This window comes from Microbacterium trichothecenolyticum (genome assembly GCF_030818955.1).
Lineage (GTDB): Bacteria > Actinomycetota > Actinomycetes > Actinomycetales > Microbacteriaceae > Microbacterium > Microbacterium trichothecenolyticum_B.
Window position 1 is genome coordinate 603,393 of sequence record NZ_JAUTBF010000001.1, and the last position, 23,220, is coordinate 626,612.

At 70.0% G+C, this 23,220-nt stretch carries 21 protein-coding genes and 2 tRNA genes; 18 read left to right on the forward strand and 5 right to left on the reverse strand.

Annotated elements, in window-relative coordinates; genetic code table 11:
• Positions 1 to 67: 67 nt before the first annotated feature.
• Complete coding sequence (pepN, locus tag QE412_RS02875) at positions 68 to 2,617, reverse strand: aminopeptidase N (protein ID WP_307479920.1); 2,550 nt, start codon at positions 2,615 to 2,617, stop codon at positions 68 to 70.
• A gap of 151 nt (positions 2,618 to 2,768) precedes the next feature.
• On the opposite strand from pepN, the gene QE412_RS02880 reads away from it, so the two are divergent.
• From QE412_RS02880 to QE412_RS02905, 6 genes are all read left to right on the forward strand, one after another.
• Positions 2,769 to 3,956: a ferrochelatase gene (locus QE412_RS02880; protein WP_307479923.1), complete on the forward strand. Its 1,188-nt coding sequence runs from the start codon at positions 2,769 to 2,771 to the stop codon at positions 3,954 to 3,956.
• 88 nt (positions 3,957 to 4,044) lie between these two features.
• Entirely contained in the window at positions 4,045 to 4,587 is a 543-nt protein-coding gene (locus QE412_RS02885; protein WP_307479926.1) for a ribose-5-phosphate isomerase, read from the forward strand.
• Positions 4,587 to 5,579: an Fpg/Nei family DNA glycosylase gene (locus QE412_RS02890; RefSeq protein ID WP_307479929.1), complete on the forward strand. Its 993-nt coding sequence runs from the start codon at positions 4,587 to 4,589 to the stop codon at positions 5,577 to 5,579. The genes QE412_RS02885 and QE412_RS02890 overlap by 1 nt, the downstream gene beginning before the upstream one ends.
• Entirely contained in the window at positions 5,558 to 6,130 is a 573-nt protein-coding gene (locus QE412_RS02895; protein WP_307479932.1) for a GNAT family N-acetyltransferase, read from the forward strand. The genes QE412_RS02890 and QE412_RS02895 overlap by 22 nt, the downstream gene beginning before the upstream one ends.
• A gap of 69 nt (positions 6,131 to 6,199) precedes the next feature.
• The gene (locus tag QE412_RS02900; RefSeq protein ID WP_307479934.1) at positions 6,200 to 6,823 is read left to right on the forward strand and encodes an FMN-binding negative transcriptional regulator; all 624 of its coding nucleotides are present in this window, start codon (positions 6,200 to 6,202) and stop codon (positions 6,821 to 6,823) included.
• Positions 6,820 to 8,313 (forward strand): amidohydrolase, encoded by a 1,494-nt coding sequence (locus QE412_RS02905; RefSeq protein ID WP_307479936.1) that lies wholly within the window; start codon positions 6,820 to 6,822, stop codon positions 8,311 to 8,313. The genes QE412_RS02900 and QE412_RS02905 overlap by 4 nt, the downstream gene beginning before the upstream one ends.
• 157 nt (positions 8,314 to 8,470) lie before the next feature.
• On the opposite strand, the gene QE412_RS02910 is transcribed toward QE412_RS02905, so the two are convergent.
• On the reverse strand, positions 8,471 to 8,956 hold the full coding sequence (locus tag QE412_RS02910; RefSeq protein WP_307479939.1) for a Dps family protein: 486 nt from the start codon (positions 8,954 to 8,956) through the stop codon (positions 8,471 to 8,473).
• A 198-nt stretch (positions 8,957 to 9,154) separates the two neighbouring features.
• Between QE412_RS02910 and QE412_RS02915 the strand changes: the two genes are divergently transcribed.
• Together QE412_RS02915 and QE412_RS02920 are read left to right on the forward strand one after the other, a co-directional pair.
• Complete coding sequence (locus tag QE412_RS02915; protein ID WP_307479941.1) at positions 9,155 to 9,871, forward strand: alpha/beta hydrolase family protein; 717 nt, start codon at positions 9,155 to 9,157, stop codon at positions 9,869 to 9,871.
• A complete protein-coding gene (locus QE412_RS02920; RefSeq protein ID WP_307479944.1) occupies positions 9,868 to 10,434 on the forward strand; it encodes a gamma carbonic anhydrase family protein in 567 nt (188 codons plus the stop codon). Before QE412_RS02915 ends, QE412_RS02920 begins: the two co-directional genes overlap by 4 nt.
• Positions 10,435 to 10,472: 38 nt before the next feature.
• On the opposite strand, the gene QE412_RS02925 is transcribed toward QE412_RS02920, so the two are convergent.
• Positions 10,473 to 10,546: transfer RNA gene (locus QE412_RS02925), tRNA-Gly, on the reverse strand.
• 160 nt (positions 10,547 to 10,706) lie between these two features.
• Between QE412_RS02925 and QE412_RS02930 the strand changes: the two genes are divergently transcribed.
• The 7 genes from QE412_RS02930 to QE412_RS02960 all read left to right on the forward strand — a co-directional run bounded on the left by QE412_RS02930 (position 10,707) and on the right by QE412_RS02960 (position 17,735).
• A tRNA-Pro gene (locus tag QE412_RS02930) sits at positions 10,707 to 10,783 on the forward strand.
• 266 nt (positions 10,784 to 11,049) lie between these two features.
• Positions 11,050 to 12,582 (forward strand): APC family permease, encoded by a 1,533-nt coding sequence (locus tag QE412_RS02935; protein WP_307479947.1) that lies wholly within the window; start codon positions 11,050 to 11,052, stop codon positions 12,580 to 12,582.
• Complete coding sequence (locus QE412_RS02940; RefSeq protein ID WP_307479949.1) at positions 12,579 to 13,331, forward strand: gamma-glutamyl-gamma-aminobutyrate hydrolase family protein; 753 nt, start codon at positions 12,579 to 12,581, stop codon at positions 13,329 to 13,331. The genes QE412_RS02935 and QE412_RS02940 overlap by 4 nt, the downstream gene beginning before the upstream one ends.
• Entirely contained in the window at positions 13,328 to 14,098 is a 771-nt protein-coding gene (locus QE412_RS02945) for an SDR family NAD(P)-dependent oxidoreductase (RefSeq protein ID WP_307479951.1), read from the forward strand. Before QE412_RS02940 ends, QE412_RS02945 begins: the two co-directional genes overlap by 4 nt.
• Positions 14,095 to 15,468, forward strand: a complete 1,374-nt coding sequence (locus QE412_RS02950) for a glutamine synthetase family protein (protein WP_307479953.1) — start codon at positions 14,095 to 14,097, stop codon at positions 15,466 to 15,468. Before QE412_RS02945 ends, QE412_RS02950 begins: the two co-directional genes overlap by 4 nt.
• Before the next feature lie 2 nt (positions 15,469 to 15,470).
• Positions 15,471 to 16,934: an aldehyde dehydrogenase family protein gene (locus tag QE412_RS02955; RefSeq protein WP_307479955.1), complete on the forward strand. Its 1,464-nt coding sequence runs from the start codon at positions 15,471 to 15,473 to the stop codon at positions 16,932 to 16,934.
• Positions 16,935 to 17,009: 75 nt separating this feature from the next.
• The gene (locus QE412_RS02960) at positions 17,010 to 17,735 is read left to right on the forward strand and encodes a FadR/GntR family transcriptional regulator (RefSeq protein ID WP_307486998.1); all 726 of its coding nucleotides are present in this window, start codon (positions 17,010 to 17,012) and stop codon (positions 17,733 to 17,735) included.
• Between the two features lie 18 nt (positions 17,736 to 17,753).
• Here the strand turns inward: QE412_RS02960 and QE412_RS02965 are convergent, their stop codons facing one another.
• Together QE412_RS02965 and QE412_RS02970 are read right to left on the reverse strand one after the other, a co-directional pair.
• Positions 17,754 to 18,296 carry an acetolactate synthase small subunit gene (locus QE412_RS02965; RefSeq protein WP_307479957.1) on the reverse strand — a complete coding sequence of 181 codons (543 nt, stop codon included), beginning with the start codon at positions 18,294 to 18,296 and terminating at the stop codon, positions 17,754 to 17,756.
• Between the two features lie 59 nt (positions 18,297 to 18,355).
• Positions 18,356 to 20,041, reverse strand: a complete 1,686-nt coding sequence (locus tag QE412_RS02970; RefSeq protein WP_307479959.1) for an alpha-keto acid decarboxylase family protein — start codon at positions 20,039 to 20,041, stop codon at positions 18,356 to 18,358.
• Positions 20,042 to 20,163: 122 nt separating this feature from the next.
• Here QE412_RS02970 and QE412_RS02975 point away from each other — a divergent pair, with 122 nt between their 5' ends.
• The 3 genes from QE412_RS02975 (at position 20,164) to QE412_RS02985 (ending at position 23,144) form a co-directional block, all read left to right on the forward strand.
• Complete coding sequence (locus QE412_RS02975) at positions 20,164 to 20,601, forward strand: Lrp/AsnC family transcriptional regulator (RefSeq protein WP_307479962.1); 438 nt, start codon at positions 20,164 to 20,166, stop codon at positions 20,599 to 20,601.
• A 258-nt stretch (positions 20,602 to 20,859) separates the two neighbouring features.
• Entirely contained in the window at positions 20,860 to 22,320 is a 1,461-nt protein-coding gene (gene tig, locus QE412_RS02980; RefSeq protein WP_307479964.1) for a trigger factor, read from the forward strand.
• 335 nt (positions 22,321 to 22,655) lie between these two features.
• Positions 22,656 to 23,144, forward strand: coding sequence for a tetratricopeptide repeat protein (locus QE412_RS02985; protein ID WP_307479966.1), 489 nt, complete (start codon positions 22,656 to 22,658; stop codon positions 23,142 to 23,144).
• Positions 23,145 to 23,220 lie beyond the last annotated feature (76 nt).

Below are 23,220 nucleotides of genomic sequence, written 5' to 3' on the forward strand. Positions count from 1 at the left end.
GAGGATGATCCGGTCCACGAACGGATGCCCCCTCCCGGCCGGGAGAGGGCATCCGTTCGGCGGCGGATTACTGTGCGTCGCGCTCCTGCACGGCCAAGGCGCGCTCCACACCGGCGAGGTTCTCGCCCACGAGACGGCGCAGCGCTGGAGCCGCGTCGGCGTTCTGCGCGAGCCAGGCGCGCGTGGCGTCGCGCAGCTGCGCGTTCGCGAGGGCGGCCGGGTACAGACCCACGATGAGGTAGTTCGCGATCTGGTAGCTGCGCGACTCCCAGATCGGCAGCAGCATCTCGAAGTACGGCTCGACGAACGCGGACAGCACGTCGACGGTCGCGGGGTTCGTGAAGCCGGCCGCGGTCGCGCGCACGATCGTGTTCGGGGCGTCGGTGCGGTCGATGAGCGACGCCCACGCCTCTTTCTTCGCCTCGACCGACGGCAGCGACGCCTTGGCCATGGCGGCGAACTCGCCGCCCTTCGCCGTGTTGTCGGCGGCCCGCGCCGCATCGATGTCGGCCGCGGTCACGGCACCGGCCGCGGCGAGCGAGACGAGCAGCTGCCATGACAGATCGGTGTCGATCGCGAGGCCCTCGAGCGTGGTCTCGCCCTCGCGCAGGGCGCGCACCGTCTCGGCGTGCGCCGGGGTGGATGCCGCCGACGCGAAGGCCGTGACGAACTGCAGCTGGCTGTCGCTGCCGGCCTCGGCGGACTGGGCGAGCTCCCACAGGCCGTCGGCGACGCGCTCGCGAGCGGCGGTGCGGGTGGCCGGGGCGACGTAGGAGTTGGCGGCGAGTTGCAGCTGGCCGAGTGTCGTGCGCACGGTGGTGGACTCGGTCTCGGAGCCGATGTTGCGCAGCACCAGGTCGAGGTAGTCGGTCGCCGAGGCCTCGGCATCCCGGGTCTGATCCCACGCCGCGCCCCAGACGAGCGAGCGGGCGAGCGGGTCGGAGATGTCTTTCAGGTGCGCGATCGCCGTGGCCAGCGAGCGCTCGTCGAGACGGATCTTCGCATAGGCGAGATCGTCGTCGTTGAGCAGCACGAGATCGGGACGACGGATGCCGCGGAGCTCGGCCACCTCGGTGCGGTCTCCGTCGACGTCGAGCTCGACCTGGTGCACGCGCTCGAGGGCGCCGGCGTCGTTCAGCGAGTAGAAGCCGATGCCGAGACGGTGCGGTCGGATCGTGGGGTAGTCGGCCGGGGCCGTCTGCACGATCGCGAAGCGCGAGATGGTGCCGTCGGCGCCCTCTTCGATGAGCGGCGTCAGCGTATTGACGCCCGCGGTCTCGAGCCACTTCTTCGCCCAGTCCGCCAGATCGCGGCCGCTGGTGGCCTCGAGCTCGACGAGCAGGTCGCCGACCTCGGTGTTCGACCACTGGTGCTTCTGGAAGTAGGCCGCGACGCCGGCGAAGAACTGCTCGATGCCCACCCAGGCGGCGAGCTGCTTGAGAACCGAGCCGCCCTTGGCGTAGGTGATGCCGTCGAAGTTCACTTGTACGTCTTCGAGGTCGTTGATCTCGGCGACGACGGGGTGGGTCGAGGGCAGCTGGTCCTGACGGTAGGCCCAGGTCTTCTCCATCGCGTTGAAGGTCGTCCAGGCGGCCTCCCACTCGGTGGCCTCGGCGGTGGCGATGGTGGAGGCCCACTCGGCGAACGACTCGTTCAGCCACAGGTCGTTCCACCACTTCATGGTCACGAGGTCGCCGAACCACATGTGGGCCAGCTCGTGCAGGATCGTGACGACGCGGCGCTCCTTCACGGCATCCGTCACTTTGCTCCGGAAGACGTAGGTCTCGGTGAAGGTCACCGCGCCCGCGTTCTCCATGGCGCCGGCGTTGAACTCCGGAACGAACAGCTGGTCGTACTTCGCGAAGGGGTAGGGGAAGCCGAACTTCTCCTCGAAGTACGCGAAGCCCTGACGGGTCTTCTCGAACACGTAGTCGGCATCCAGGTACTGCCAGAGGCTCTTGCGGGCGAACACACCGAGCGGGATGACACGGCCGTCGGCGCTGGTGAGCTCCGAGTACGTCGCCTCATAGGGGCCGGCGATGAGTGCGGTGATGTACGACGAGATGCGCGGCGTCGGCGGGAAGTCCCAGCGGGCGGCGTCGTCGGAGACGGCGACGGGTTCGGGAGTGGGGGAGTTGGAGATGACCTTCCACGACGCCGGCGCTGTCACCGAGAACGTGAACTCGGCCTTCAGATCGGGCTGCTCGAACACCGTGTACACACGGCGGGAGTCGGGCACCTCGAACTGCGAGTAGAGGTACACCTCGCCGTCGACGGGGTCGACGAAACGGTGCAGGCCCTCGCCGGTGTTGGTGTACTCGCAGTCGGCCTCGACGACGAGCTCGTTCTCGGATGCCAGGCCGTCGAGCGCGATGCGCGAGTCGGCGAAGACGGCGGCGGGGTCGAGCGAGCGCCCGTTCAGCGTGACCGTGTGCACCGTCCGGGCGATGAGGTCGATGAAGGTCGACGCGCCCTCGGTGGCGGCGAAGGTGACGACCGTGCGCGAAGAGAACACCTCGTCACCGCGGGTGAGGTCGAGCTGTACGTCGTACGCTCGCGTGTCGACGATCGCACGCCGCTCCTGTGCTTCGATGCGGGTGAGGTTCTCTCCTGGCATGGGCATGCTCCCTGGGATGAGGGCGGAATCGTCGCTGATCGGACGCTGGCGCGGGTGACGACGGACGCCGTCAGCGACGATGACAACCAGATAAGCCTAGTCACGAGATAACCGGCGTCCAGGCCCCGCGGGCAGGTGGGAGGATGGCAGCGTGAGCACGACCGACACGGACATCAGCCCCGACACCGTCCTCTACGCGTCAGCCGCCGCGGCACCCGGACCCGAGTGGGTCGAGACGCCCGTCGCGTACGACGGCATCCTCCTCGCCGGCTTCGGCGGCCCCGAGGGCCAGGACGACGTCATCCCGTTCCTGCGCAACGTCACGCGCGGACGCGGCATCCCCGATGAGCGCCTCGAAGAGGTCGCCCATCACTACCGACACTTCGGCGGCGTCAGCCCCATCAACCAGCACAACCGCGAGCTGAAGGCGGCGCTGGAGGCGGAGATCGCCCGGCGCGGAATCGGCCTGCCGGTCTACTGGGGTAACCGCAACTGGGCGCCCTACCTGGAGGAGGCCGTGACGGAGGCGGCCGAGGCCGGTCACACCACGCTCCTGGCGATCGCCACGAGCGCGTACAGCTCCTTCTCCAGCTGCCGCCAGTACCGCGAGGACTACGCCCGGGTGCTCGAGGCCACGGGCCTCGGCGAGACGGTCACGATCGACAAGGTCCGCCAGTTCTTCGACCACCCCGGCTTCGTCTCGACCTTCGTCTCGGGTGTCACCGATGCCGTGAAGACGTACGTCGCCGACGGCATCGCGCCCGAGAAGATCCGCGTGCTCTTCTCCACCCACTCCATCCCCACCGCCGACGCGCAGCGTTCGGGTCCCCGCGACGTCGATTTCGGCGAGGGCGGCGCGTACGAGGCACAGCACAAGGCCGTGGCCGCGTTCGTCATGGCCGAGGTCGCGGCCGCCGTCGCCGACGTCGAGTGGGAGCTCGTGTACCAGTCGCGCTCGGGCCCGCCGACCCAGCCCTGGCTCGAGCCCGATGTCAACGACGTGATCGCCGAGCTCCCGGGCCGCGGTGCCGAGGCCGTGGTGATCGTGCCGCTGGGATTCGTCAGCGATCACATGGAGGTGCTCTGGGACCTCGACACCGAGGCGATGGAGGCCGCCGAGGAAGCGGGCATCCGCGCGGTGCGCACGCCGACGCCGGGCATCGACCCCGCGTACGTGTCCGGTTTGATCGACCTCGTCGAAGAGCGTCTGAAGGGCACCCCGAAGAGCGAACGACCCCACCTCACCGCCCTCGGGCCCTGGTATGACGTGTGCCGCCCCGGGTGCTGCGAGAACATCCGCGCGGGCTTCAAGCCGGTCGCCGCGGGGCTGCGCCCCTGACATTCATCGACGCCGCCCGTTCCTCCCGGGAGCGGGCGGCGTCGTCGTTCCCGCCCGCGGTGTCGGCGGTGCTCAATAGGATGAGCGCATGCGTATCCACATCGGCACCGATCACGCCGGTCTCGAGTTCTCCACCCAGATCCAGCACCACCTCGCCTCGCAAGGGCATGAGGTCATCGACCATGGGCCGATCGAGTACGACCCGCTCGACGACTACCCGGCGTTCTGCATCCGCGCCGCTCAGGCGGTCGTGCGCGACCAGGCCGCGGGCATCGACGCCCTCGGTGTCGTGTTCGGCGGCTCGGGCAACGGCGAGCAGATCGCGGCCAACAAGGTCCTGGGCGTCCGCGCCGCGTTGGTGTGGAACGTCTCCACCGCCGAACTGGCGCGCGAACACAACGACGCCAACGTCATCTCGATCGGCGCGCGGCAGCACACCTTCGACGAGGCGTCGTCGTTCATCGACCGCTTCATCGCCACGCCGTTCTCGGGCGAGGAACGGCACGCACGTCGCATCGCGCAGCTCGCGGCCTACGAGCAGGACGGCGTGCTGCTGCCCGACCCGCGTGCCGGTCTGAGCGAGAACCCGAAGACCGACGCCAGCGACTCCTTCGACCCCGAGGCAGGCTGATGCCCGAAGGGCATTCCGTCCACCGCATCGCGCGGCAGTTCGACCGCAACGTCGTGGGGCGCACGGTCTCGGCATCCAGTCCGCAGGGCCGGTTCGCCGAGGGCGCTTCCGTCATCGACGGGCGCGAGGCGCTCGAGGCCCGCGCGGTGGCGAAGCAGATGTTCCTGCGCTTCGACGGCGACGTGTGGCTCCGCGTGCACCTCGGCATGTACGGCGCGTGGGACTTCTCGGGCGAGATCGCGGTCGACGCGACCATCGCCTCGGCCAACGGCCGCATGGGCCACACCAACCAGCGCGGAACGGTGCTCGAGGAGGCGCCGATCCTGGATGCCGCGGGCGAGAACTCGCTGAGCTCGATCGGGGCTCCCCGCCGGGCGCGCGTGCGCATGTCCGAACAGACCACGGGTCTCGACGAGTCGAGCGAATGGCCGCCGCCGGTCGTGGGCGCGGTGCGGCTGCGCCTGCTCACCGAGGCGACCTGCGCCGACTTGCGCGGACCGACCGCCTGCGTGCTGCAGACGCCGGACGAGGTGGCCGCGACCATCGCGAAGCTCGGTCCCGACCCCCTCGTCGACGATGTCGCCGAGGGCGAGGAGCGCTTCACCGCGACGGTGAAGAAGAAGCCGACGGCGATCGGCCTGTTGTTGATGGACCAGTCCGTGGTCAGCGGCATCGGCAACGTCTATCGCGCCGAGATCCTCTTCCGTGCGCGACAGAACCCGCACACGCCGGGCCGTGACGTGCCCGACGAGGTCGTGCGCGGCATGTGGCGCGATTGGGTGCGTCTGCTGTCGATCGGCGTCGAGACCGGTCAGATGATGACGATGGACGACCTCGACCCCGATGCCTACCGTCGCGCGATGGCCCATCGCGACGATCGGCACTGGGTCTACCACCGCGCGGGGCTGCCGTGCCGCATCTGCGGGACGACGGTGCTCATGGAAGAGGCGGCGGGGCGAAAACTCTACTGGTGCCCGAATTGTCAGGCGTGACCGAACGCGGCGAGACCGGGGATGCCGTACTCCGCCCGTGGGCGCGGGAGGATGCCGCCGACCTCGCCCTCGTGGCGGGGAGCGCCCCGGACCTCGCGACGCAGATCCCTCCGGAGGTGTCCGCCGGCCGCGCGGCCGCCGACGAGCACATCAGGACGGTTCTCCGGTTCGAGGACGATGAGAGGAACTGGGCCATCGTCATCGACGGCGTCCCCGTCGGCAATGTCGGGGTCACCGGGATCGAGTTCCGCCACGGCACGGCCTGGATGTCGTACTGGTTGGCCGCGGGCGCGCGGGGGAGAGGCCTCGCGACGGCGGCCCTGGTCTCGGCGAGCGCGTGGGCGTTCGACGCCGGCTTGTACCGGCTCGAACTCGGGCACCGCGTGAACAACCCCGCGTCGTGCCGGGTGGCCACCGCGGCCGGGTTCCTTCCCGAAGGGATCGAACGCCGCAAGCTCCGCTACGGCGACCAGCGGTTCGACGTCGAGACGCATGCGCGCCTGGCCGAAGACCCGTGGCCACGCGTCTCGGGACTGCCCTTCGCGGAATGAGCGCGGCGCGACGCCCGACGCAGCGGTTGTGCGTGGGGGAGCGCCGGTTCGGCGTTCTAGGCTGATCCGGTGCGCCAGAATCCCAGCTTCGCGATGACCGATGTCGGCGAGATCCGTCGGCTGATCGAACGTCACCCGTGGGTCACCCTCGTCAGCCAGACCGAGGAGGGTCTCGTCGCCTCCCACTACGCCGTCATGTTGGACGACGATCGCGACGACCTCACGATCGTGGGCCACGTGGGAAAGCCCGACGACGCGATCCTGGGACTCGGCGACCGGGAACTGCTCGTCGTCGTGCAGGGCCCCCACGGCTACATCACGCCGCGGTGGTACGGCGACGTGCCGGCCGTGCCGACCTGGAACTTCGTCTCGGCGCATCTGTCCGGCATCCCGGAACTGCTGAGCCCGGCCGAGAACCTGCGGGTGCTCGAACGACTCGTCGCGCGGTTCGAAGGCGACGGTGCCGACGCGCGCGGCCTCTACGCCCTGCCCAACGACGCGGAGTTCGTGGAGCGGCTCGAACGGGGAACGGTCGGCTTCCGGCTGACGCCGACCCGTGTCACCGCCAAGCGCAAGCTCAGCCAGAACAAGAGTGCCGAGGTGGTCGAGACGGTCATCGCGGGGGTCTCGGCGGACAATCCCGAGCTCGCCGCCGAGATGCGTCGGGCCGCGGACGCGCGGGTGCGCCCGTGATCGGCGAGACGGTCGGCTTCATCCGCGGGGTGCGGGTCGCAGGCCCCGGCCGCGAGCTGCTGCCCACCACCGAGCCGGTCGACCTCGTCATCGCGAACGGCACGATCGCCGACATCGCCCCCACCGGCAACCTGCGCCCGCGCGGCCCGGTTGTCGAGGGCGAGGGCGGCTGGCTGCTGCCCGGGCTCTGGGACCATCACGTGCACGTGCTGCAGTGGGCGCTCGTCGCCGACCGCGTTCCCCTCGGTGAGGTCGGGTCCGCCCGAGAGGCCGCGGCGGTCATGGCGTCCGCCCCCGTGTCCGACGGGCGCCGCATCGGCTCGGGTTTCCGCGACGGTCTCTGGCCCGACGCCCCCACTCTCGAACTCCTGGATACCGCGACCGGCGAGGTTCCGACCTACCTCGTGAACGCCGATGTGCACAGCGTCTGGATGAACAGCGCCGCCTTCCGTCGCGAGGGCTTCGAGCCGGTGGCATCCGGGATCGTCCGCGAGGAGGACGCGTTCGAGATCTCGCGTCGCCTCAACGCCGTGGAGCCCGACGTCGCCGATCGTGCCGTCCAGCGCATGGCGCGAGCCGCCGCCGCGCGCGGGATCGTCGGCCTCGTCGACCTCGACATGACCTGGAACGACGAGCCGTGGCAGCGGCGCGTCGCCCGCGGGTTCGACACGCTGCGCGTGTCGCACGGCACCTACCCGCAGCACCTCGACCGCGCGATCGCCGAGGGCCTGCGCACGGGCGACCCCGTGCGCGGATCCGCTCATGACCTCGTCCGCGTCGGGCCGCTCAAAGCGATCACCGACGGCTCGCTCGGCACGCGGACGGCCGCGTGCGCGCACCACTATCCCGGGGAGGTCGGCAACCACGGTCTGCTGACCATCGCTCCCGACGAGCTCGTCGACATGATGACGCGGGCGACCGCAGCGGGGCTGGAGTGCGCGATCCACGCGATCGGCGACGTCGCGAACGCGCATGCGCTCGACGCGTACGCGCTGACGGGTGCGGTGGGCACGATCGAGCACGCGCAGCTCGTGGCGCACGCGGACATCCCGCGGTTCGCCCGCCTGGGCGTCGCCGCGAGCGTGCAGCCCGAGCACGCCCTCGACGACCGCGACATGACGGATGCCATCTGGGCCGAGCAGTCCGCCCAGCCCTATCCGCTGCGGGCGCTGGTCGACAGCGGCGCGAACGTCCGCTTCGGCTCCGACGCGCCGGTCGCGGCGCTCGACCCGTGGGCGGCGATGGCGTCCGCGGTGTTCCGCACGCGCGACGGGCGCGAGGCCTGGCAGCCGCACCAGCGGGTCGACATCGCGACCGCGATCGCGGCATCCACGGCCGGCGGCTCGACAGCATCGGCCGAGATCGCGCCCGGGGCCCTCGCCGACCTCGTCATCGCCGACGCGGACCCCCTGACCGCCGACGAGGCGGCACTGCGGGCCATGCCGGTGCGCACGACGCTGCTCGCCGGTCGCGTGACCCACCACGCCTGACCCGCCCGTCGCCGCCCCACCCGCCGCGTGCGCGTGCGAGTCGCCACGATGTGTCGCCTCGGCCCCGACGACCGCGACACATCGTGGCGATTCACGCGAGGGGCGAACGACGACGGGGGCGGTGCCGAAGCACCGCCCCCGTCGGGGAGAGAAACGATTACGCGGCGAGGTGCGCGAAGAGGAACCAGCGGTCCTTGTCGAGGCCGCGCTTGATCTCGATCGCGACGTCCTGGCTCGACATGTCGATCTCGTCGAGGCCCTCGATGGCGTTCTCGATGTCGACGAGGACCGCGTCGATGTCGGCGATCACGGCGCGGATGACGACGTCGGACTGCGCGAAGCCGGCGGGCACCTCGGTGGCCTTGGCCTTGGCGGCGACGGTCGACAGGCGCGAGTCGATGGGAAGACCCAGGGCGACGATGCGCTCGGCGGCGAGGTCGGCCCAATCCTGCGCGTGAGCGACGACCGTGTCGAGCAGCTCGTGCACGCCGATGAAGTTCGAACCGCGCACGTGCCAGTGGGCCTGCTTGCCGTTGACGACGAGGGCCTCGAGGCCGATGACGACGGGGGAGAGGAACTGGGCCGTGCCAGCGGCCATCGTGGGGTCGACGGTGGTGGCGGGCGGGGTCTGGACGGTACTCATTCTTTGCTCCTTCAAGCGACGTGCGAAGTCTCGATGGATAGAACGCTACTCACTCCCGCGCATTCCGCAAGCAAGATGAGGCTCGGCTAAATCCCAGATGAATAGGCAATCCTCACCTGACCTCGCCGCCCGCAACCGCGGTTCTCGGAGTCGGCTCGGCACGGAGCGAGCCCGTGTCGGCCATGCCAGGATCGGAGCATGCACCGCCACGCCACCGACGTCCGGGTCTACGGCGCCCACCCCGACCAGTGGCTGCGCGCGAACGGTGACCCCGCGGCATCCGTCTGCATCTGCTTCGTTCACGGCGGCTACTGGCGACCCCGCTACACCGCGCAGCTCATGGAGCCGTTGATGGACCGACTCACGGACGACCCCGCCGTCGCGACGGTCAACATCGAATACCGGCGCGAGGGCGACGCCGAGGCCATGCAGAACGACGTGCGCTCCGCTCTGCGTCTGACGCGCGAGCTCTTTCCGCGCGCGATGCGCGTGGTCGTGGGACATTCCGCGGGAGGGCATCTCGCGCTCGTGACGGCGGACGAGGTCGAGCTGGTCGTGGCCCTCGCGGCGGTGACCGACCTCACCGGCGGGTACGCGGCGGGCATCGGCTCGGGGGCCGTCGCCGCGCTCCTGGGCGGGTCTCCGACCGAGCGTCCCGCCGCGTATGCCGCGGCCACCCCGCGCCCGCCCGCCGTTCCGGCCCTGCTCGTCCACGGCGCCGACGACGCGGCCGTGCCCGTGAGCCACTCCCGCGGCTTCGCACGCTCCGCCGAGGCCGCCGGCGCGCCGGTCGAGTACCGGGAGTGCGCCCACCTCGATCACATGCTCCTCATCGACCCCGACGGCCCGCATTGGCCCGACACCTGGGCCTGGGTCGACCGACACGTCACCGACTCCCGAAAGGAGCGCCCATGAGCGTCGCCGCGGATGCCTCGATCCTGGCCCTCCCGGATGCGACCCCGACCGTGTCGGACGACGCGTTCGTGGCATCCGGGGCCCGTGTGATCGGCGACGTCACCCTGGGGGCCGGCTCGAGCGTCTGGTACAACGCTGTCCTGCGCGGCGACAGCGCGGCGATCGTCGTCGGTGACCGGTCGAACGTGCAGGACAACGTCTCGGTGCACGTGGACCGGGGCCGGCCGGTGAGGATCGGCTCCGACGTCTCGATCGGACACAACGCGGTCGTCCACGGGTGCACCATCGGCGACGGCTCGCTGATCGGCATGGGAAGCGTCATCCTGTCCGGTGCGGAGATCGGAGCCGGATGCCTCGTCGCCGGGGGCGCGGTGGTGCTCGAGGGAACGGTGGTCCCGGCGGGCTCTCTCGTGGCCGGGGTCCCCGCCAAAGTGCGCCGCGCGCTCACCGACGAGGAGCGCGCGGGCATCCGCCGCAACGCCGAGACCTACCTCGCGCACTCCGCACGGCACAGCGGTGCCCGCGCGGTGGAGGACGGCGGGGGGTTCCGCGGGGAGGACTGATCGGGTGCGGCGAGGACCCGTGCCGTACCGACGATGTGTGGAGGGGCTGACGAGAATCGAACTCGCATCATCTGTTTGGAAGACAGAGGCTTTACCACTAAGCTACAGCCCCGGATTTCCGCGGATCATCACGAGGATGATCGTGAAACCGGACGGCATCAGTCTACGACACGTCGGCGGCGGCGGCGAACGCGACACCATCCCGCGCGTCCGCAGACCGATCGACTAGACTTCTGACGGTCGTTTCGTCGAACGCGCCCCGCGCGTCGTCCCGGGGCGTAGCTCAGCTTGGTAGAGCGCCCGCTTTGGGAGCGGGAGGCCGCAGGTTCAAATCCTGTCGCCCCGACCACCTGTCGCACGTGCGTGCCTTTGTGCCACCCGTTCGGATGGTTGTCCGTGCGGCCGCCCACACAGAGACCCCGGTCCTGCCGTCGAGCGTTGATCGGCTGCGCCGATTCCGCGCACCCCGCGCGACCGGCGACCGCAGCCCACGTTTCGACCACGTAAATCCTCGCGTCTCCGCTTGAGCGGGCGCTTTCGGCGTGCTGGTATATATTCCGTACCAATCATCCGATCCGATGTTGAGCTCCACGACATCCCGCCCGAGGAGACCCCGTGACGCATTCATCTTCCACTCCGCCGCCCGGCACAATTGCCGGCCCCACGCGCCTTCGGGGGAGCCTCGGCATCCCCGCCATCACGCTGCTGGTCATCGCCGCCGCCGCGCCGCTCACGGTCATCGGCGGTGTGCTGCCGGTGGGTCTTCTCATCGGTGACGGCGTCGGCTTCCCCACGATGTTCCTCGTCTCGGCGCTCATCCTCGTCGTGTTCGCGATCGGGATGACGCGCATGAGCAGCGAAGTCCCGCACGCGTCGTCGTTCTTCGGGTTCATCGCCCACGGCCTCGGGCGCATCCCCGGCACCGTCGCCGCGTGGCTCGCCATCCTCTGCTACTCGACCGTGCAGTTCGCCGTCTTCGCGTACCTCGGCGGAACCATCAGCTCGAGCCTCGCGCTGGTGGGCCTGCCGACGGTTCCCTGGTGGATCATCACCTTGATCTCCGTCGCGATCGTGGGCGTGCTCGGGTACCGGCACATCGAGCTGAGCTCGCGCGTGCTCAGCGTCGTCCTTCTCGCCGAGATGTCGATTGTGCTGGTGCTCGCCGTCGCGGTGATCATCCGCGGGGGAGCAGAGGGCATCTCGCTCGCCCCCTTCACACCGTCCGCCTTCCTCTCCGGCTCACCGGCGCTGGGACTGATGTTCGCAATCGCCAGCTTCATCGGCTTCGAGTCCACCGTGGTCTTCCGGCACGAGGCGAGAGACCCCGATCGCACGATCGGCCGGGCCACGTTGACGGCCGCCATCGTGATCGGCATCTTCTACGCGATCGGCTCGTGGGCGATCGTCATGGCGTGGGGTCCGTCGGCGGTCGTCGCCGTGACGGCCGAAGATCCGACGACGCTCCTCGCCCGCACGACCGACCACTATCTCGGCCCGATCGGCTCGTTCGTCATCACACTCCTGCTTTTCGGCAGCATGTTCGCCAGTGTCCTGGGGCTGCACACCGTGCTCGCGCGCTACCTGCACGCGATGGCGGGAGCCGGTCTCGTGCCCCGGCGGTTGCGCTCTGTCCACCCGAAGCACGGTTCTCCGCACGTCGCCGCCGTGGTGCAGGCCCTGAGCGCCGTCGTGCTCGTCGTGGTCGGCATCATCGCGGGTACGGACCCCGCACTGCTGTTCGCCTGGTTCGCCGGCGTCGGCACGTTCATCATCGTGGTGCTCATGCTCGCCACCTCCGCCGGGGTCGTCGTGTACTTCGCCACGCATCGCACGAACGCCAACCCCTGGTCGGTGTACGTCGCGCCGATCGTGTCCGGCGTCGCGCTGCTCGTGACGGTGGTGCTCATCGGCGTCAACTTCCCGCTCCTGGTGGGAGACACGGATGCCACGGGCGAGCCCGTGTGGGGCGCGCTCAGCATCGCGTTGGTCGCTCTCGTCGTCGTCGTCGCGGTCATCGCGATCGGGCAGGCCCTGTACTTGCGGGCGCGCCGCCCCGACACGTACCGCGGGATCGTCGCCGCTCTCGACGCGACGGGCGACTCGGCAAGCGACGCGCCCTCCGCCGAGACGAGCGAGGCGGGAGCATGAGCGCCGACCGACCCCTCATCGGCGTCACGGGTCGACGGGTCTCGGTGCGCGACATCGGCGGACCCCGCGGATTCCACGACGCCACGGCGGACACCTATTACAGCGAGTACGCGCGGGCTGTCGCCCTCGCGGGTGGAATCCCCGTCCACCTGCCGCTGCAGACCGACGCCGCGGACCTGATGGAACACCTCGACGGGCTGCTGCTCACCGGCGGTGACGACGTCGACCCCACGCTGTACGGTTCCCACGCCGGTGCGACCACGACGGTCGTCGACCCGCTGCGCGACGCCAGCGAGCTGGAGCTGCTGTCCGCCGCCCGGTCGAAAGGGGTAGCCGTCCTCGGCATCTGCCGCGGGCTCCAGCTCATCAACGTCGCGCACGGCGGGTCGCTCATCGCCGATCTGCCGCTGTCGGAGGGCTGCGCGCATGCCTCCTACGCCTATCCGCGCGCCTACCGGCGCCACGAGGTCTCGTTCGCTCCGGGCAGCCGGGCCCACGACGCCTACCGCGCAGACACGCTCGTCAACTCCTTCCACCACCAGGCCGCCGACCGGCTCGGCGCCGGACTCGTCGCGACCGGATGGGCACCCGACGGCATCGTCGAGGCGCTCGAGTCGTCGACCGAGCCCATCCTGGCCGTGCAATGGCATCCCGAATGCTTCGGTCGCGACCCGGCCTTCGACTGGCTCGTCTCCGAAAGCTCCGCACGCTCCACCCGCTCCATCCAGAACAGGACCCTCACATCATGAGCTTCACCCACCACGGAAAGGTCGCCCTCATCACCGGGGCGGGCTCCGGCATCGGTCGCGAGACGGCTCTGCGTCTCGCCGCGGAAGGTGCCCGCATCGCGGTCGCCGACATCTCGGCGGATGCCGCGGACGAGACCGTCGCGCTCATTCGCGCGCAGCACGGCGAAGCGCTACCGCTCGTGTTCGATGTCCGCGATCGGGAGGCCATCGCGCGGGGGGTGCAGATCGTCGTCGATGTCTACGGTGGTCTCGACTACCTCGTGAACAACGCGGGCGTCGTGACGAAGCACTCGTTCGAGACGTTGACCGAAGAGGCGTGGGACTTCGTCGTCGACGTGAACCTGAAGGGCCAGTTCCTCGTCTCGCAGGTCGCGGCCCCCGTCCTCGCGCGGAGCGGCGGCGGCGCCATCGTCAATCTGTCCACGCTCGAGGCGACGGTCGTCGTCACCTCCGGCACCACGGCACAGCCGCACTACAACGCGAGCAAGGGCGGCGTTCCGATGCTGACGAAGGCTCTCGCGGTCGAACTGGCCGCGCAGGGCACGCGCGTGAACTGCGTCGCGCCCGGTCCGATCGCGACGAACTTCTTCGATCTGGATGCCGTGACCTCCGAGGAGGGGCAGGCGTTCATGAACCAGCGGCTTCTCATCAAGCGTGTCGGTCGACCGGCCGACATCGCCGCCGCCGTGTCGTTCCTGCTCTCGGATGACGCATCCTTCATCACCGGCATCCAGCTCCCCGTCGACGGAGGGTGGCTGACGCGATGAATGACTACCTGCTCGCCCCCGAAGAGCTCGTCGAGCTCGGCATCACCACCGTCATCATCGCCACGCCCGACCTGCAGGGACGGCTCGTTGGCCGGCGCGTTCCGGTCGAGAACTTCCCGCGCGTGATCGAGGATGGCATCGAGATCTGCACGTGCGCGTACTCGTGGGATCTCGAGCAATCGCTCGCCCTCATCGAGGCGAACAAGTTCGCGCTGTGCAGCATGCACAACGGTTTGCCCGACATCTCGCTCAAGGTCGACCTCGGTACGCTCCGGCGCGCAGCCTGGCTCGACAACGTCGCGGTGTGTTTCGCCGACCCGTGGGACCCGCGGGCGGAGGAGTTCCTTCCGATCTCGCCCCGTACGATCCTGCGCACACAGATCGACCGCCTGTCCGGGCTGGGCCTGCGTGCCCAGACGGGCACGGAACTGGAGTTCTACCTCTTCCTCAACGAGCCGCGTGCGCTGCGGAAGTCGGGGTTCCGCGACCTCGATCCGACGACCCTGATTCCCTCGGACTTCATGATCCACGAGGGCAACGGATACGAGTGGTTCTTCCAGAAGCTCCGCGCCGACCTCGCGGCATCCGGTATCGAGATGGAGGCGGCGCAGTCGGAGTGGGGGACGGGGCAGTGGGAGATGACCTTCCGCTACCAGGACCCGCTCGAGATGGCCGACCGGCACGCGTTGTACAAGCTCGCGGTTCGTGACTCGGCTGCTGCCGCGGGCATGTCGGCCACGTTCATGGCCAAGCCGTTGAACGCGGGTCAGCCCGGGTCGTCCTGCCACGTCCACCTGTCGGTCGTGGATGACGAGCGCGCACCGGTGTTCTGGAGCGACGCCGACGAGCATCACCTGTCGCCCGTGATGCGCCAGAGCATGGCCGGCGTGCTGGCGCACGTCGACGAGCTGCTCGCGCTCTACGCCCCGACGGTGAACTCGTATCGTCGGACGAACTCGGCGGACGTCGCCGGGTGGGGGTCGACGTGGAGCATCGAGAACCGGACGACGTCGGTGCGGGTCGTGGGGCATCGTCCGCGTGACCGCCGCTTCGAGTTCCGCCTGCCCGGTGCCGACACCAACCCGTACCTCACGCTGGCGGGTTTGCTCGCCTCCGTTCGTGACGGGATCGAGAACGCTCGCGAGTTGCCGCCGCGCACAGAGGGCAACGGGTACGACACGCCCCTGGCATCCGGCACTCCGCGCCACCTCGGCGAAGCGGCGACGGCGTTCGCCGCCTCCGCCTTCACGGCGCAGGAGTTCGGCGCCGAGGTCGTCGCCCACATGGCCGTGCTGTTGCACGACGAGTGGAACCAGTTCCTCGGTGCCGTCAGCGATTGGGACCTCCATCGCTACTTCGATCGGATCTGACGGTGGTCACGGAATCGACGCTCTCGCCGGTCGCGCTTCCGCTGGCGCACACGTGGATCGCCGGTCGCGGTACGTCGTCTGCGGGGGATGACGTCATCGCCCTCGACGATCCGAACACCGGCGCGCCGATGGCCGACGCCCGCGAATCCTCGATCGCACAGGTGGCCGAAGCGGTGGACGCCGCCGCGCGCACGCACGAAACGGGTGCGTGGCGTCGGCGCGCACTCGCCGATCGCGTCGAGGCGTTGCGGCTCTTCGCCGACGGTCTCGACGCGCGGGCGGAGCGCATCGCGACGTTGGACGCCCTCAGCAGCGGCGTTCCGGTGCGCTTCACGCGGTTGTTCGCGGGCTCGCTCGGCGACACCGTGCGGCGCGCGAGCGCCCTCGCCCTCGAGGCGGGGGAGGAGCGCGCGCTCGAGGCGGGGGGCCGCGACGTGCGGCTGCAGCGGGTGCCGTGGGGACCGGTGGCGCTGCTCCTGCCGTGGAACGCGCCCGCCGCCGTCGCGGTGAAGAAGATGGCCTACGCCCTCGTCGCGGGCAATCCGGTCGTGCTCAAACCCTCGCCCGTCGCGCCCTGGAGCATCCAGCTCGTCATGGAGGCGGCGATCGAGGCCGGCATCGAGCCGGGCGCGCTGAACGTCGTCTTGGGCGGCACCGCCGTCGGCTCGGCGCTCGTCGACGACCCTCGTGTGCGGGTGATCGCGCTCACCGGGTCGACGGAGACGGGGCGCGCCGTCGCCCGCTCGGCGGCTTCGCGGATGGCGCGGCTACGGCTCGAGCTCGGGTCGAACAACCCCGCGATCGTGCTGGCGGATGCCGACCTGGCGCTCACGGCGACGGCTCTCGCCGACGGCATGACCAAGCTCAACGGACAGTGGTGCGAGGCGCCACGGCGCGTCTACGTGCCCCGATCCGCGATCGGCGAGCTCGTCGACCGGCTCCGGGAGGGCCTCGGCGAGCGGGAGGCGGGGTCGTCGTTGGACGAGCGATCGACGTACGGGCCGCTCGCCTTCCGTGGACGTCTCGAGGCGGTGCGCTCCGCCGTCGAGGCGTTGCGGGCCGAGAGCGGTGAGGTGCTGTCGGTCGGTGAGATGCCCTCCGCGGGATGGTTCCACGCCCCCACTCTCGTCGTCGGAGCCGATGCTTCCGAGGGGGAGTGCTTCGGGCCGGTGCTCACGATCCAGGAGGTCGCCGACGAGGGCGAGGCGATCGCGCGCGCGTCACACGGGTCGATCGGTCTCGCCGGCTACGTCTTCGGTGAGCGCGATCGCGCGTTGCGCGTGGGAGAGCGCCTGACCGCGGGGGAGGTGAAGATCAACGGCACGAGCCTGCTCGACCTGGCCGACGACTCGGCGCAGTCGTTCTTCGGCGACAGCGGCGTGGGCGGTCATGGCGACCGGGACGTGCTCGACTTCTACTCCGGCGTCCGCGTCATCGGGGAAGACCTGCTCGACCCGCCGATGTGAGAGCGGCCCGCCGTCTGCGCGATGATGGAGAGGGGCTGACCGACCGGCAGCCGCCGCGAGAAGGGAACGGTGTCGATGCCGCACACGCGTCGAGTGGTCGATGCTTCGCAGTTCCCGCCGCTGCGCCCGGTTCCGGGGTACCTTGCCGTGGTCGACTTCGTGCGCCGCGAGATCTCGCTCGGTCGTCTCCTCCCCGGCGACCGGTTGCCGGCCGAGCGGCGCCTTGCGGAGCAGCTGGGCGTGGCGCGCGAGACGCTGCGGCAGGCCCTGCGGGTGCTCGAGGGCGGTGGCTTCCTCTCGATCGAGCGTGGCGCCAACGGCGGGGCCGTGATCCTGGCGGACGTCGTGGACGACGCCGTCCTGCGCAGCGAGCTGCGCACGCGCAAGGATTCGCTCGTGCAGCTGATCGAGTACCGCGCCGAGATCGAGTCCTCGGCCGCGCGTCTCGCCGCGACCAAGCGGACGGATGCCGATGTGGATGCCATGCGTGCCGCGCAGGCGGAGCTGTCGGGCGCCGAAGACAAGGACGTCTCCCGGAGCGCCGACACCGCGTTCCATCTCGCGGTCGCGACCGCCGCGGGCAACCCGTTCCTGCTCCAGGCCGTCGAGGATGCCCGAGCGACGATGTTCTTCCCCGTCGATCTGGCCACGTTCGAGTTCGTCAAGGAGACGAGCCACCGCGGCCACGAGGCGGTGCTGCGCGCGATCGCGGATCGCGATCCGGATGCCGCTGCGGCGGCGATGCGCGAGCACGTCGAGCAGACGCGCGTCGACCTGATGGCCCTGATCGACGCGGAGTGATCCCGTCCCGTCGCTGTGTCACGCGGTCCGGTGCCGGCGTGCCCGCTCGGGTGCCCGAGCGGCTCGAGCGGCTTGGGCGCGGAGGAGGACCGGGCCGGACCGCGCGAGTTGGCGGATCGCCTCGCTTCCGATCCTCGCCAGGGTGGCGTCGATCTCGGACGACGTTCCCGTCAGCTCGATCGTGAGTTCGTCGCGCGTGCGACTCAACAGCCGCGCGTGGCGTGCGCCGGAAGTCACCAGGAGGGAGAAGAGCTCCATCGAGGCCGTGGCCGTGAGCACGGCCAGTTCACGCCCGACGGCGAGCTCACCGGTGGCCGTCGTATCGGCGCCGATCACGCGGTGCACGCCGACCACGCGGTTCAGTGCCTTGCACGCCATATTCATCGTGAGCGGACCGAGATCGACGTGCACGGTGAGCCACGACCTGCCGCGGTCGTCCTCGGTCGTGATCGTCGCCGAGACGACACGCAGGTTGCGCTGACGCAGTACGCCCAAGACGCGGCCGAGAGTTGCCGGGTCGGCATCCATCGTCACGAGAAGCAGTGCGAACGGCGAGGTCATGGATCCTGCGAGGGAGAGGGGTGTCTGATCTATAGGTATGGAATATAGACCATAAACGCTCAGTGCGTGTTCGTCGCGGAGATCCCGGCGGTCAGGGCGAGAAGCAGCCGCGGCGCGTCGCGGGCGTCGAGCACAAGTCGCACGAGAGCGGGACCCGTTTCATGCTCCAGTGCCGCCAGCACGTCGCGCAGTTCGGCATCCGTCGTCGCCGCGAACGTCGCCGTGCGGCGCGCGCCGAGGGCCGGGGGAAGCGCCTCCCAGTCCCAGGCGCGGATGTCCTGGTACACCGCGTCGGGGCTCTGGATGAGGCGCTCGACCGTGTAGCCGGCGTTGTCGAGGACGAACACCACAGGGCGCGCATCGACGTCGAGCAGCGCACCGAGCTCCTGGATCGTCAGCTGCGCCGAGCCGTCGCCGATGAAGAGCACGGGCCGGTGCTCGGGGCGGGCGAGCGCGGCACCCAGGGCCGCGGGGAGCGTGTAACCGATCGACGACCAGACAGGTTGTCCGAGCAGGTCGCTGCGCGGCGGCAGCACCAGGTCGACCGCGCCGTAGAACGACGTCCCCGCCTCCGCGATCACCGTCGTCCCCGGCTGAAGCCAGCGCTGGACCGCGGGCCACAGGACGGCGTGCGTCAGCGGCTCGCCGAGTGCACGCGCCGCTTCGGTCCCCGGCCTCTCCGAGGTGAGCCGCGAGGGGTCGAAAACGGGCGGGAAGCCTCGTCGCGCCGTCTCCTCGGTGAGCACGGCGACGGCATCCGCCATTCGCACACCGGGATACACGGCATGGGCGATGCGGGCGCTGTCGGGGTCGATCTGGATCGCGGATGCCGCGTCGTACCGCTGCGTGAAGAAGCCGGTCGTGAAGTCGCTGAAGACGGCTCCGATGAGCACGAGCGGATCCGCATCGTCGACGGCATCGCGCGTCTCGTCGCTCCGCGTGACGGCACCCAGGTACGTACCGAGGCTCGCGGGGTGATCTTCGTCGAGGAGTGCCTTCGCGCCCGTCTGCGACGCGATGCGCACGCCGGGGTGATCGGCAAGCGCGGCGACCGTGGCCTCGAGTCCCTGGCGGTGCACGCGGGCTCCGGCCAGGACCGTGAGGTCGGCGGCCGTCGCGAGTCGGGCGCGTAAGGCGATACGGAACGCGTCGACGGCCGCCGGGTCGCTCGACGGCGCGCGCAGCGGCACGCGGAGCCTGTCGGCATCCACATTCCATCCCGCCAGATCCAGCGGGATGCCGAGGTAGGCGGGACGACGGTGGGTCAGCATCGCGGTCACGACGTCGTCGATCTGCTGCGCGGCATCGTCGGGACGCAGCACCTCGCAGGCGACGGCCACTTCGCGAGCGATGCGCACGAATCGATCGACGTCGCCATCGAGAAACGTGTGGTGCAGGGGCGTGCGCGACGCGCGAGCGCTGGTGGAGGGCATGCCGACGATGTGGAGCACGGGTACGTCCTCCGCGTAGCTGCCCGCGATGCCGTTCACCGCGGAGAGCTCCCCGACGCCGAACGTCGTCACGAGCGCGCCGCACCGTCGTCCGACGCGCGCATACCCGTCGGCCGCGTAAGCCGCGTTGAGCTCGTTCGTCGAGCCGGCCCAGTGCAGGCCGTCCACGGCGACCATCTCGTCGAGGAGCGTGAGGTTGAAGTCACCGGGGAGTCCGAAGACGTGAGCGGCCCCGATCTGGAGCAGGCGGTGCGCGAGATAGCGTCCGACGGAGAGTGAAGCGTGTGCGTCCATGCGAGGATCACAGCACAAAGCACGAGAATCAACTTCTGGCTTCGAAAAGGATGATCAAAATGACCAATGAATCGCGTCCTGGCTGTGCGGCGCTGACCAGACCGACCAGTGTCCTGGACCGCATGGCACGACGGGTTCTGCACGCGCTGGACCGCGAGCCTCGTGCGACCGTGGGTTGGTTGTCCGAGACGCTCGGTATCGCGCGCGGCACCGTGCAGGCCCGCCTCGGGGCGTTGTTCGAGACCGACGTCCTGCGCCCGCCGAGCACGACCGCGCGTCCGGCCAGCCTCGGGTACAGCCTCCGCGCCTACGTGACCGCGGCCGTCGCGCAGAGTGAGTTCGACAACGCGATGCGGGCGCTCCGGCACATCCCGGAGGTGATCGAGTGCGTCGCGGTGGCGGGGACGGACGACCTCGTGCTGCAGGTCGTCGCACGCGATGCCGACGACCTCTACCGCATCGGCCAACTCGTTCTGCGGTGCCCCGGCATTCGGCGGACAGCCACGTCGCTGGTCCTGCAGGAGCTGATCCCGTATCGCATGGCCCAGCTGCTCGTGTGACCGGACGCGGCGGAACACGGGCGGACTGCCGCGCGGGAAGCATCCGATAGACTCGACGACGGCCGTCGCCGCTCCTTCGTCTCCGCGTCGCCCCGTGCGAATCGTGGAGTCGGCAGACCTGCGGTGACTCCAGGCGACCGGCGAAGCGCCCTCGGGTGCGTAGCGCGATCACTGATCCGCCCCGGCGTCACGGCCCCACAGACCACAGGCCTAGCCGGCCCCCGCGTGCGCGCGGGCCACACGAGGAGAACGAACCGCATGGTCAACAGCACCGTCGAGAAGCTCAGCCCCACCCGGGTCAAGCTGCACATCACGGTCTCGCCCGACGAGCTCAAGCCGAGCATCGCCCACGCCTATGAGCACATCGCGCGTGACGTGCAGATCCCCGGCTTCCGCAAGGGCAAGGTGCCCGCTCCCATCATCGACCAGCGCATGGGCCGCGGTGCCGTCATCGAGCACGCCGTCAACGAGGGCCTCGACGGGTTCTACCGCGAAGCCGTCGAGGCGCAGGAGCTGCGCGTCATCGGCCGCCCGAGCGCCGAGATCGTCGACCTGCCCGACCTGAAGGACTTCTCCGGCGACCTGGTCGTCGACGTCGAGGTCGACGTGCGCCCCGAGTTCGATCTGCCCGCCTACGACACCATCACCGTGACCGTCGACGCGGCCGAGGTCGACGAGGCCGGCATCGACGCCGAGCTCGACCGCCTGCGCGCCCGCTTCGGCACGCTCGTCACCGTCGACCGCCCCGCGGCGAAGGGCGACTTCGTCGAGCTCGACCTCGTCGCCACGATCGACGGTGCCGAGATCGACCGCGCCGAGGGCGTGTCGTACGAGGTCGGCTCGGGCGAGCTGCTCGAGGGTATCGACGAGGCCATCGACTCGCTCACCGCCGGTGAAGAGACCACCTTCCGCTCGAAGCTCGTCGGCGGCGACCACGCCGGTGAGGAGGCCGAGGTGGCCGTCACGATCACCGCGGTCAAGGAGCGCGAGCTCCCCGAGGCCGACGACGACTTCGCGCAGATGGCATCCGAGTTCGACACCATCGGCGAGTTGCGCGAGTCGCTGAGCGAGCGCGTGTCGCAGCAGGCCGTGTTCACGCAGGGTTCCGCCGCGCGCGACAAGTTCATCGAGGCGCTGCTCGAGGCCGTCGAGATCCCCGTTCCGCCGGCTCTGATCGAAGACGAGGTGAACAACCACCTCGAGGGCGAGAACCGCCTCGAAGACGACGCGCACCGCGCCGAGGTCACCGAGGCGAGCGAGAAGCAGTTCCGCACGCAGATGGTGCTCGACAAGATCGCCGAAGACGCCAACGTGCAGGTGTCGCAGGATGAGCTCACCCAGTACCTCATCCAGTCGGCCGCGCAGTACAACATGGCGCCGCAGGACTTCGTCAACGCGCTGCAGCAGGGCAACCAGCTCCCCGCGCTCGTCGGTGAGGTCGCCCGCAACAAGGCCCTGGCCATCGCGCTCGGCAAGGTCACCGTCGTCGACACCAACGGCAAGCCCGTCGACCTCACCGGCTTCGTCGCCGTCGAGGGCGAGGAGCCCACCGAGGCCGACGAAGAAGAGGTCGTCGAAGAGGCGCAGGAGATCGCCGACGCGGCGGCCGACGCCGACGCCGTCATCGAGGCCGAGGAAGCCGCCGCCGAGGAGGCCCCCAAGAAGGCCCCCGCCAAGAAGCGCGCTCCGGCCAAGAAGAAGGCCGCCGACAGCGAGTGATTCGTGACGAGGGGGCGGGTGCTACGGCATCCGCCCCCTCGTCATTTCCTGGTTTCGCCGCGCCCGGGACACCACCCGCGGGGCTCCCACGGCGGTGACTTGCGCGAAACGCTCGCCCGGCGGGGCTCCCGGTGGACATATGGCATAAGTCAGCGGTCTGCGCTGGCGGGGCGTCACCGGCAGGGAGTTGACTTGCGCCGAATGCTCGCCTGGCAGGGCTGCCGGTGAACATATGGCGCAAGTCAGCGGTCCGTCGAGCGCCAGGTGAGCGGCGTGGCGGGATGGGGGTGAGGCGTGGCGGCCTCGGGGCAAGAGGAAAAGGACAGGAACACATCGTGAGCGACTGGCAAGACAGAGTGGATGCCGTCTGGGCAGACGACACGCTCGATCCGGTGGAGGTCATCACGCGGATCGACGCGCTGGCGGGGGAGCGGTCGGCGGATGACGCGGTGGCGCTGTTCGAGCGGGCGGGTGCGCGCGACTCTGCGGGGCTCGAACAGGAGGCGGAGCCGCTGTATCGCCGCGCCCTCGAACTCGGCCTCGACGAGGAGCGGCGGACGCGGGCGACGATCCAGCTGGCCAGCACGATCCGCAACCTCGGCAAGACCGACGAGGCCCTCGTAATGCTCCGCGCGGAGTACGAGCGCGAGCCGCGCGCCGCACTCCACGATGCCGCGGCGGCCTTCTACGCCCTCGCGCTGGTGTCGAGCGGAGCGCCGGAGCGGGCGGCATCCATCGCCCTTCAGGCCCTCGCCCCGCACCTTCCGCGCTATACCCGGTCGGTGACCGGATACGCGCGAGAAATCGCCGAAGAACCCCGCTGATCCGCCCGCGGCGAACACGGCATCCCGCCCCGTGACCCGCCGGTAGATTCGTTGCAGATCACCGGAAGAGGAGCAC

Coding starts and splice junctions, on each gene's coding strand:
- QE412_RS02885 (WP_307479926.1), top strand. CDS start 4,045: ATGCGTATCCACATCGGCACCGATCACGCCGGTCTCGAGTTCTCCACC.
- QE412_RS02975 (WP_307479962.1), top strand. CDS start 20,164: ATGGCACGACGGGTTCTGCACGCGCTGGACCGCGAGCCTCGTGCGACC.
- QE412_RS02890 (WP_307479929.1), top strand. CDS start 4,587: ATGCCCGAAGGGCATTCCGTCCACCGCATCGCGCGGCAGTTCGACCGC.
- QE412_RS02920 (WP_307479944.1), top strand. CDS start 9,868: ATGAGCGTCGCCGCGGATGCCTCGATCCTGGCCCTCCCGGATGCGACC.
- QE412_RS02965 (WP_307479957.1), bottom strand. CDS start 18,296: ATGACCTCGCCGTTCGCACTGCTTCTCGTGACGATGGATGCCGACCCG.
- QE412_RS02910 (WP_307479939.1), bottom strand. CDS start 8,956: ATGAGTACCGTCCAGACCCCGCCCGCCACCACCGTCGACCCCACGATG.
- QE412_RS02970 (WP_307479959.1), bottom strand. CDS start 20,041: ATGGACGCACACGCTTCACTCTCCGTCGGACGCTATCTCGCGCACCGC.
- QE412_RS02960 (WP_307486998.1), top strand. CDS start 17,010: ATGCCGCACACGCGTCGAGTGGTCGATGCTTCGCAGTTCCCGCCGCTG.
- QE412_RS02945 (WP_307479951.1), top strand. CDS start 13,328: ATGAGCTTCACCCACCACGGAAAGGTCGCCCTCATCACCGGGGCGGGC.
- QE412_RS02950 (WP_307479953.1), top strand. CDS start 14,095: ATGAATGACTACCTGCTCGCCCCCGAAGAGCTCGTCGAGCTCGGCATC.
- tig (WP_307479964.1), top strand. CDS start 20,860: ATGGTCAACAGCACCGTCGAGAAGCTCAGCCCCACCCGGGTCAAGCTG.
- QE412_RS02940 (WP_307479949.1), top strand. CDS start 12,579: ATGAGCGCCGACCGACCCCTCATCGGCGTCACGGGTCGACGGGTCTCG.
- QE412_RS02915 (WP_307479941.1), top strand. CDS start 9,155: ATGCACCGCCACGCCACCGACGTCCGGGTCTACGGCGCCCACCCCGAC.
- pepN (WP_307479920.1), bottom strand. CDS start 2,617: ATGCCAGGAGAGAACCTCACCCGCATCGAAGCACAGGAGCGGCGTGCG.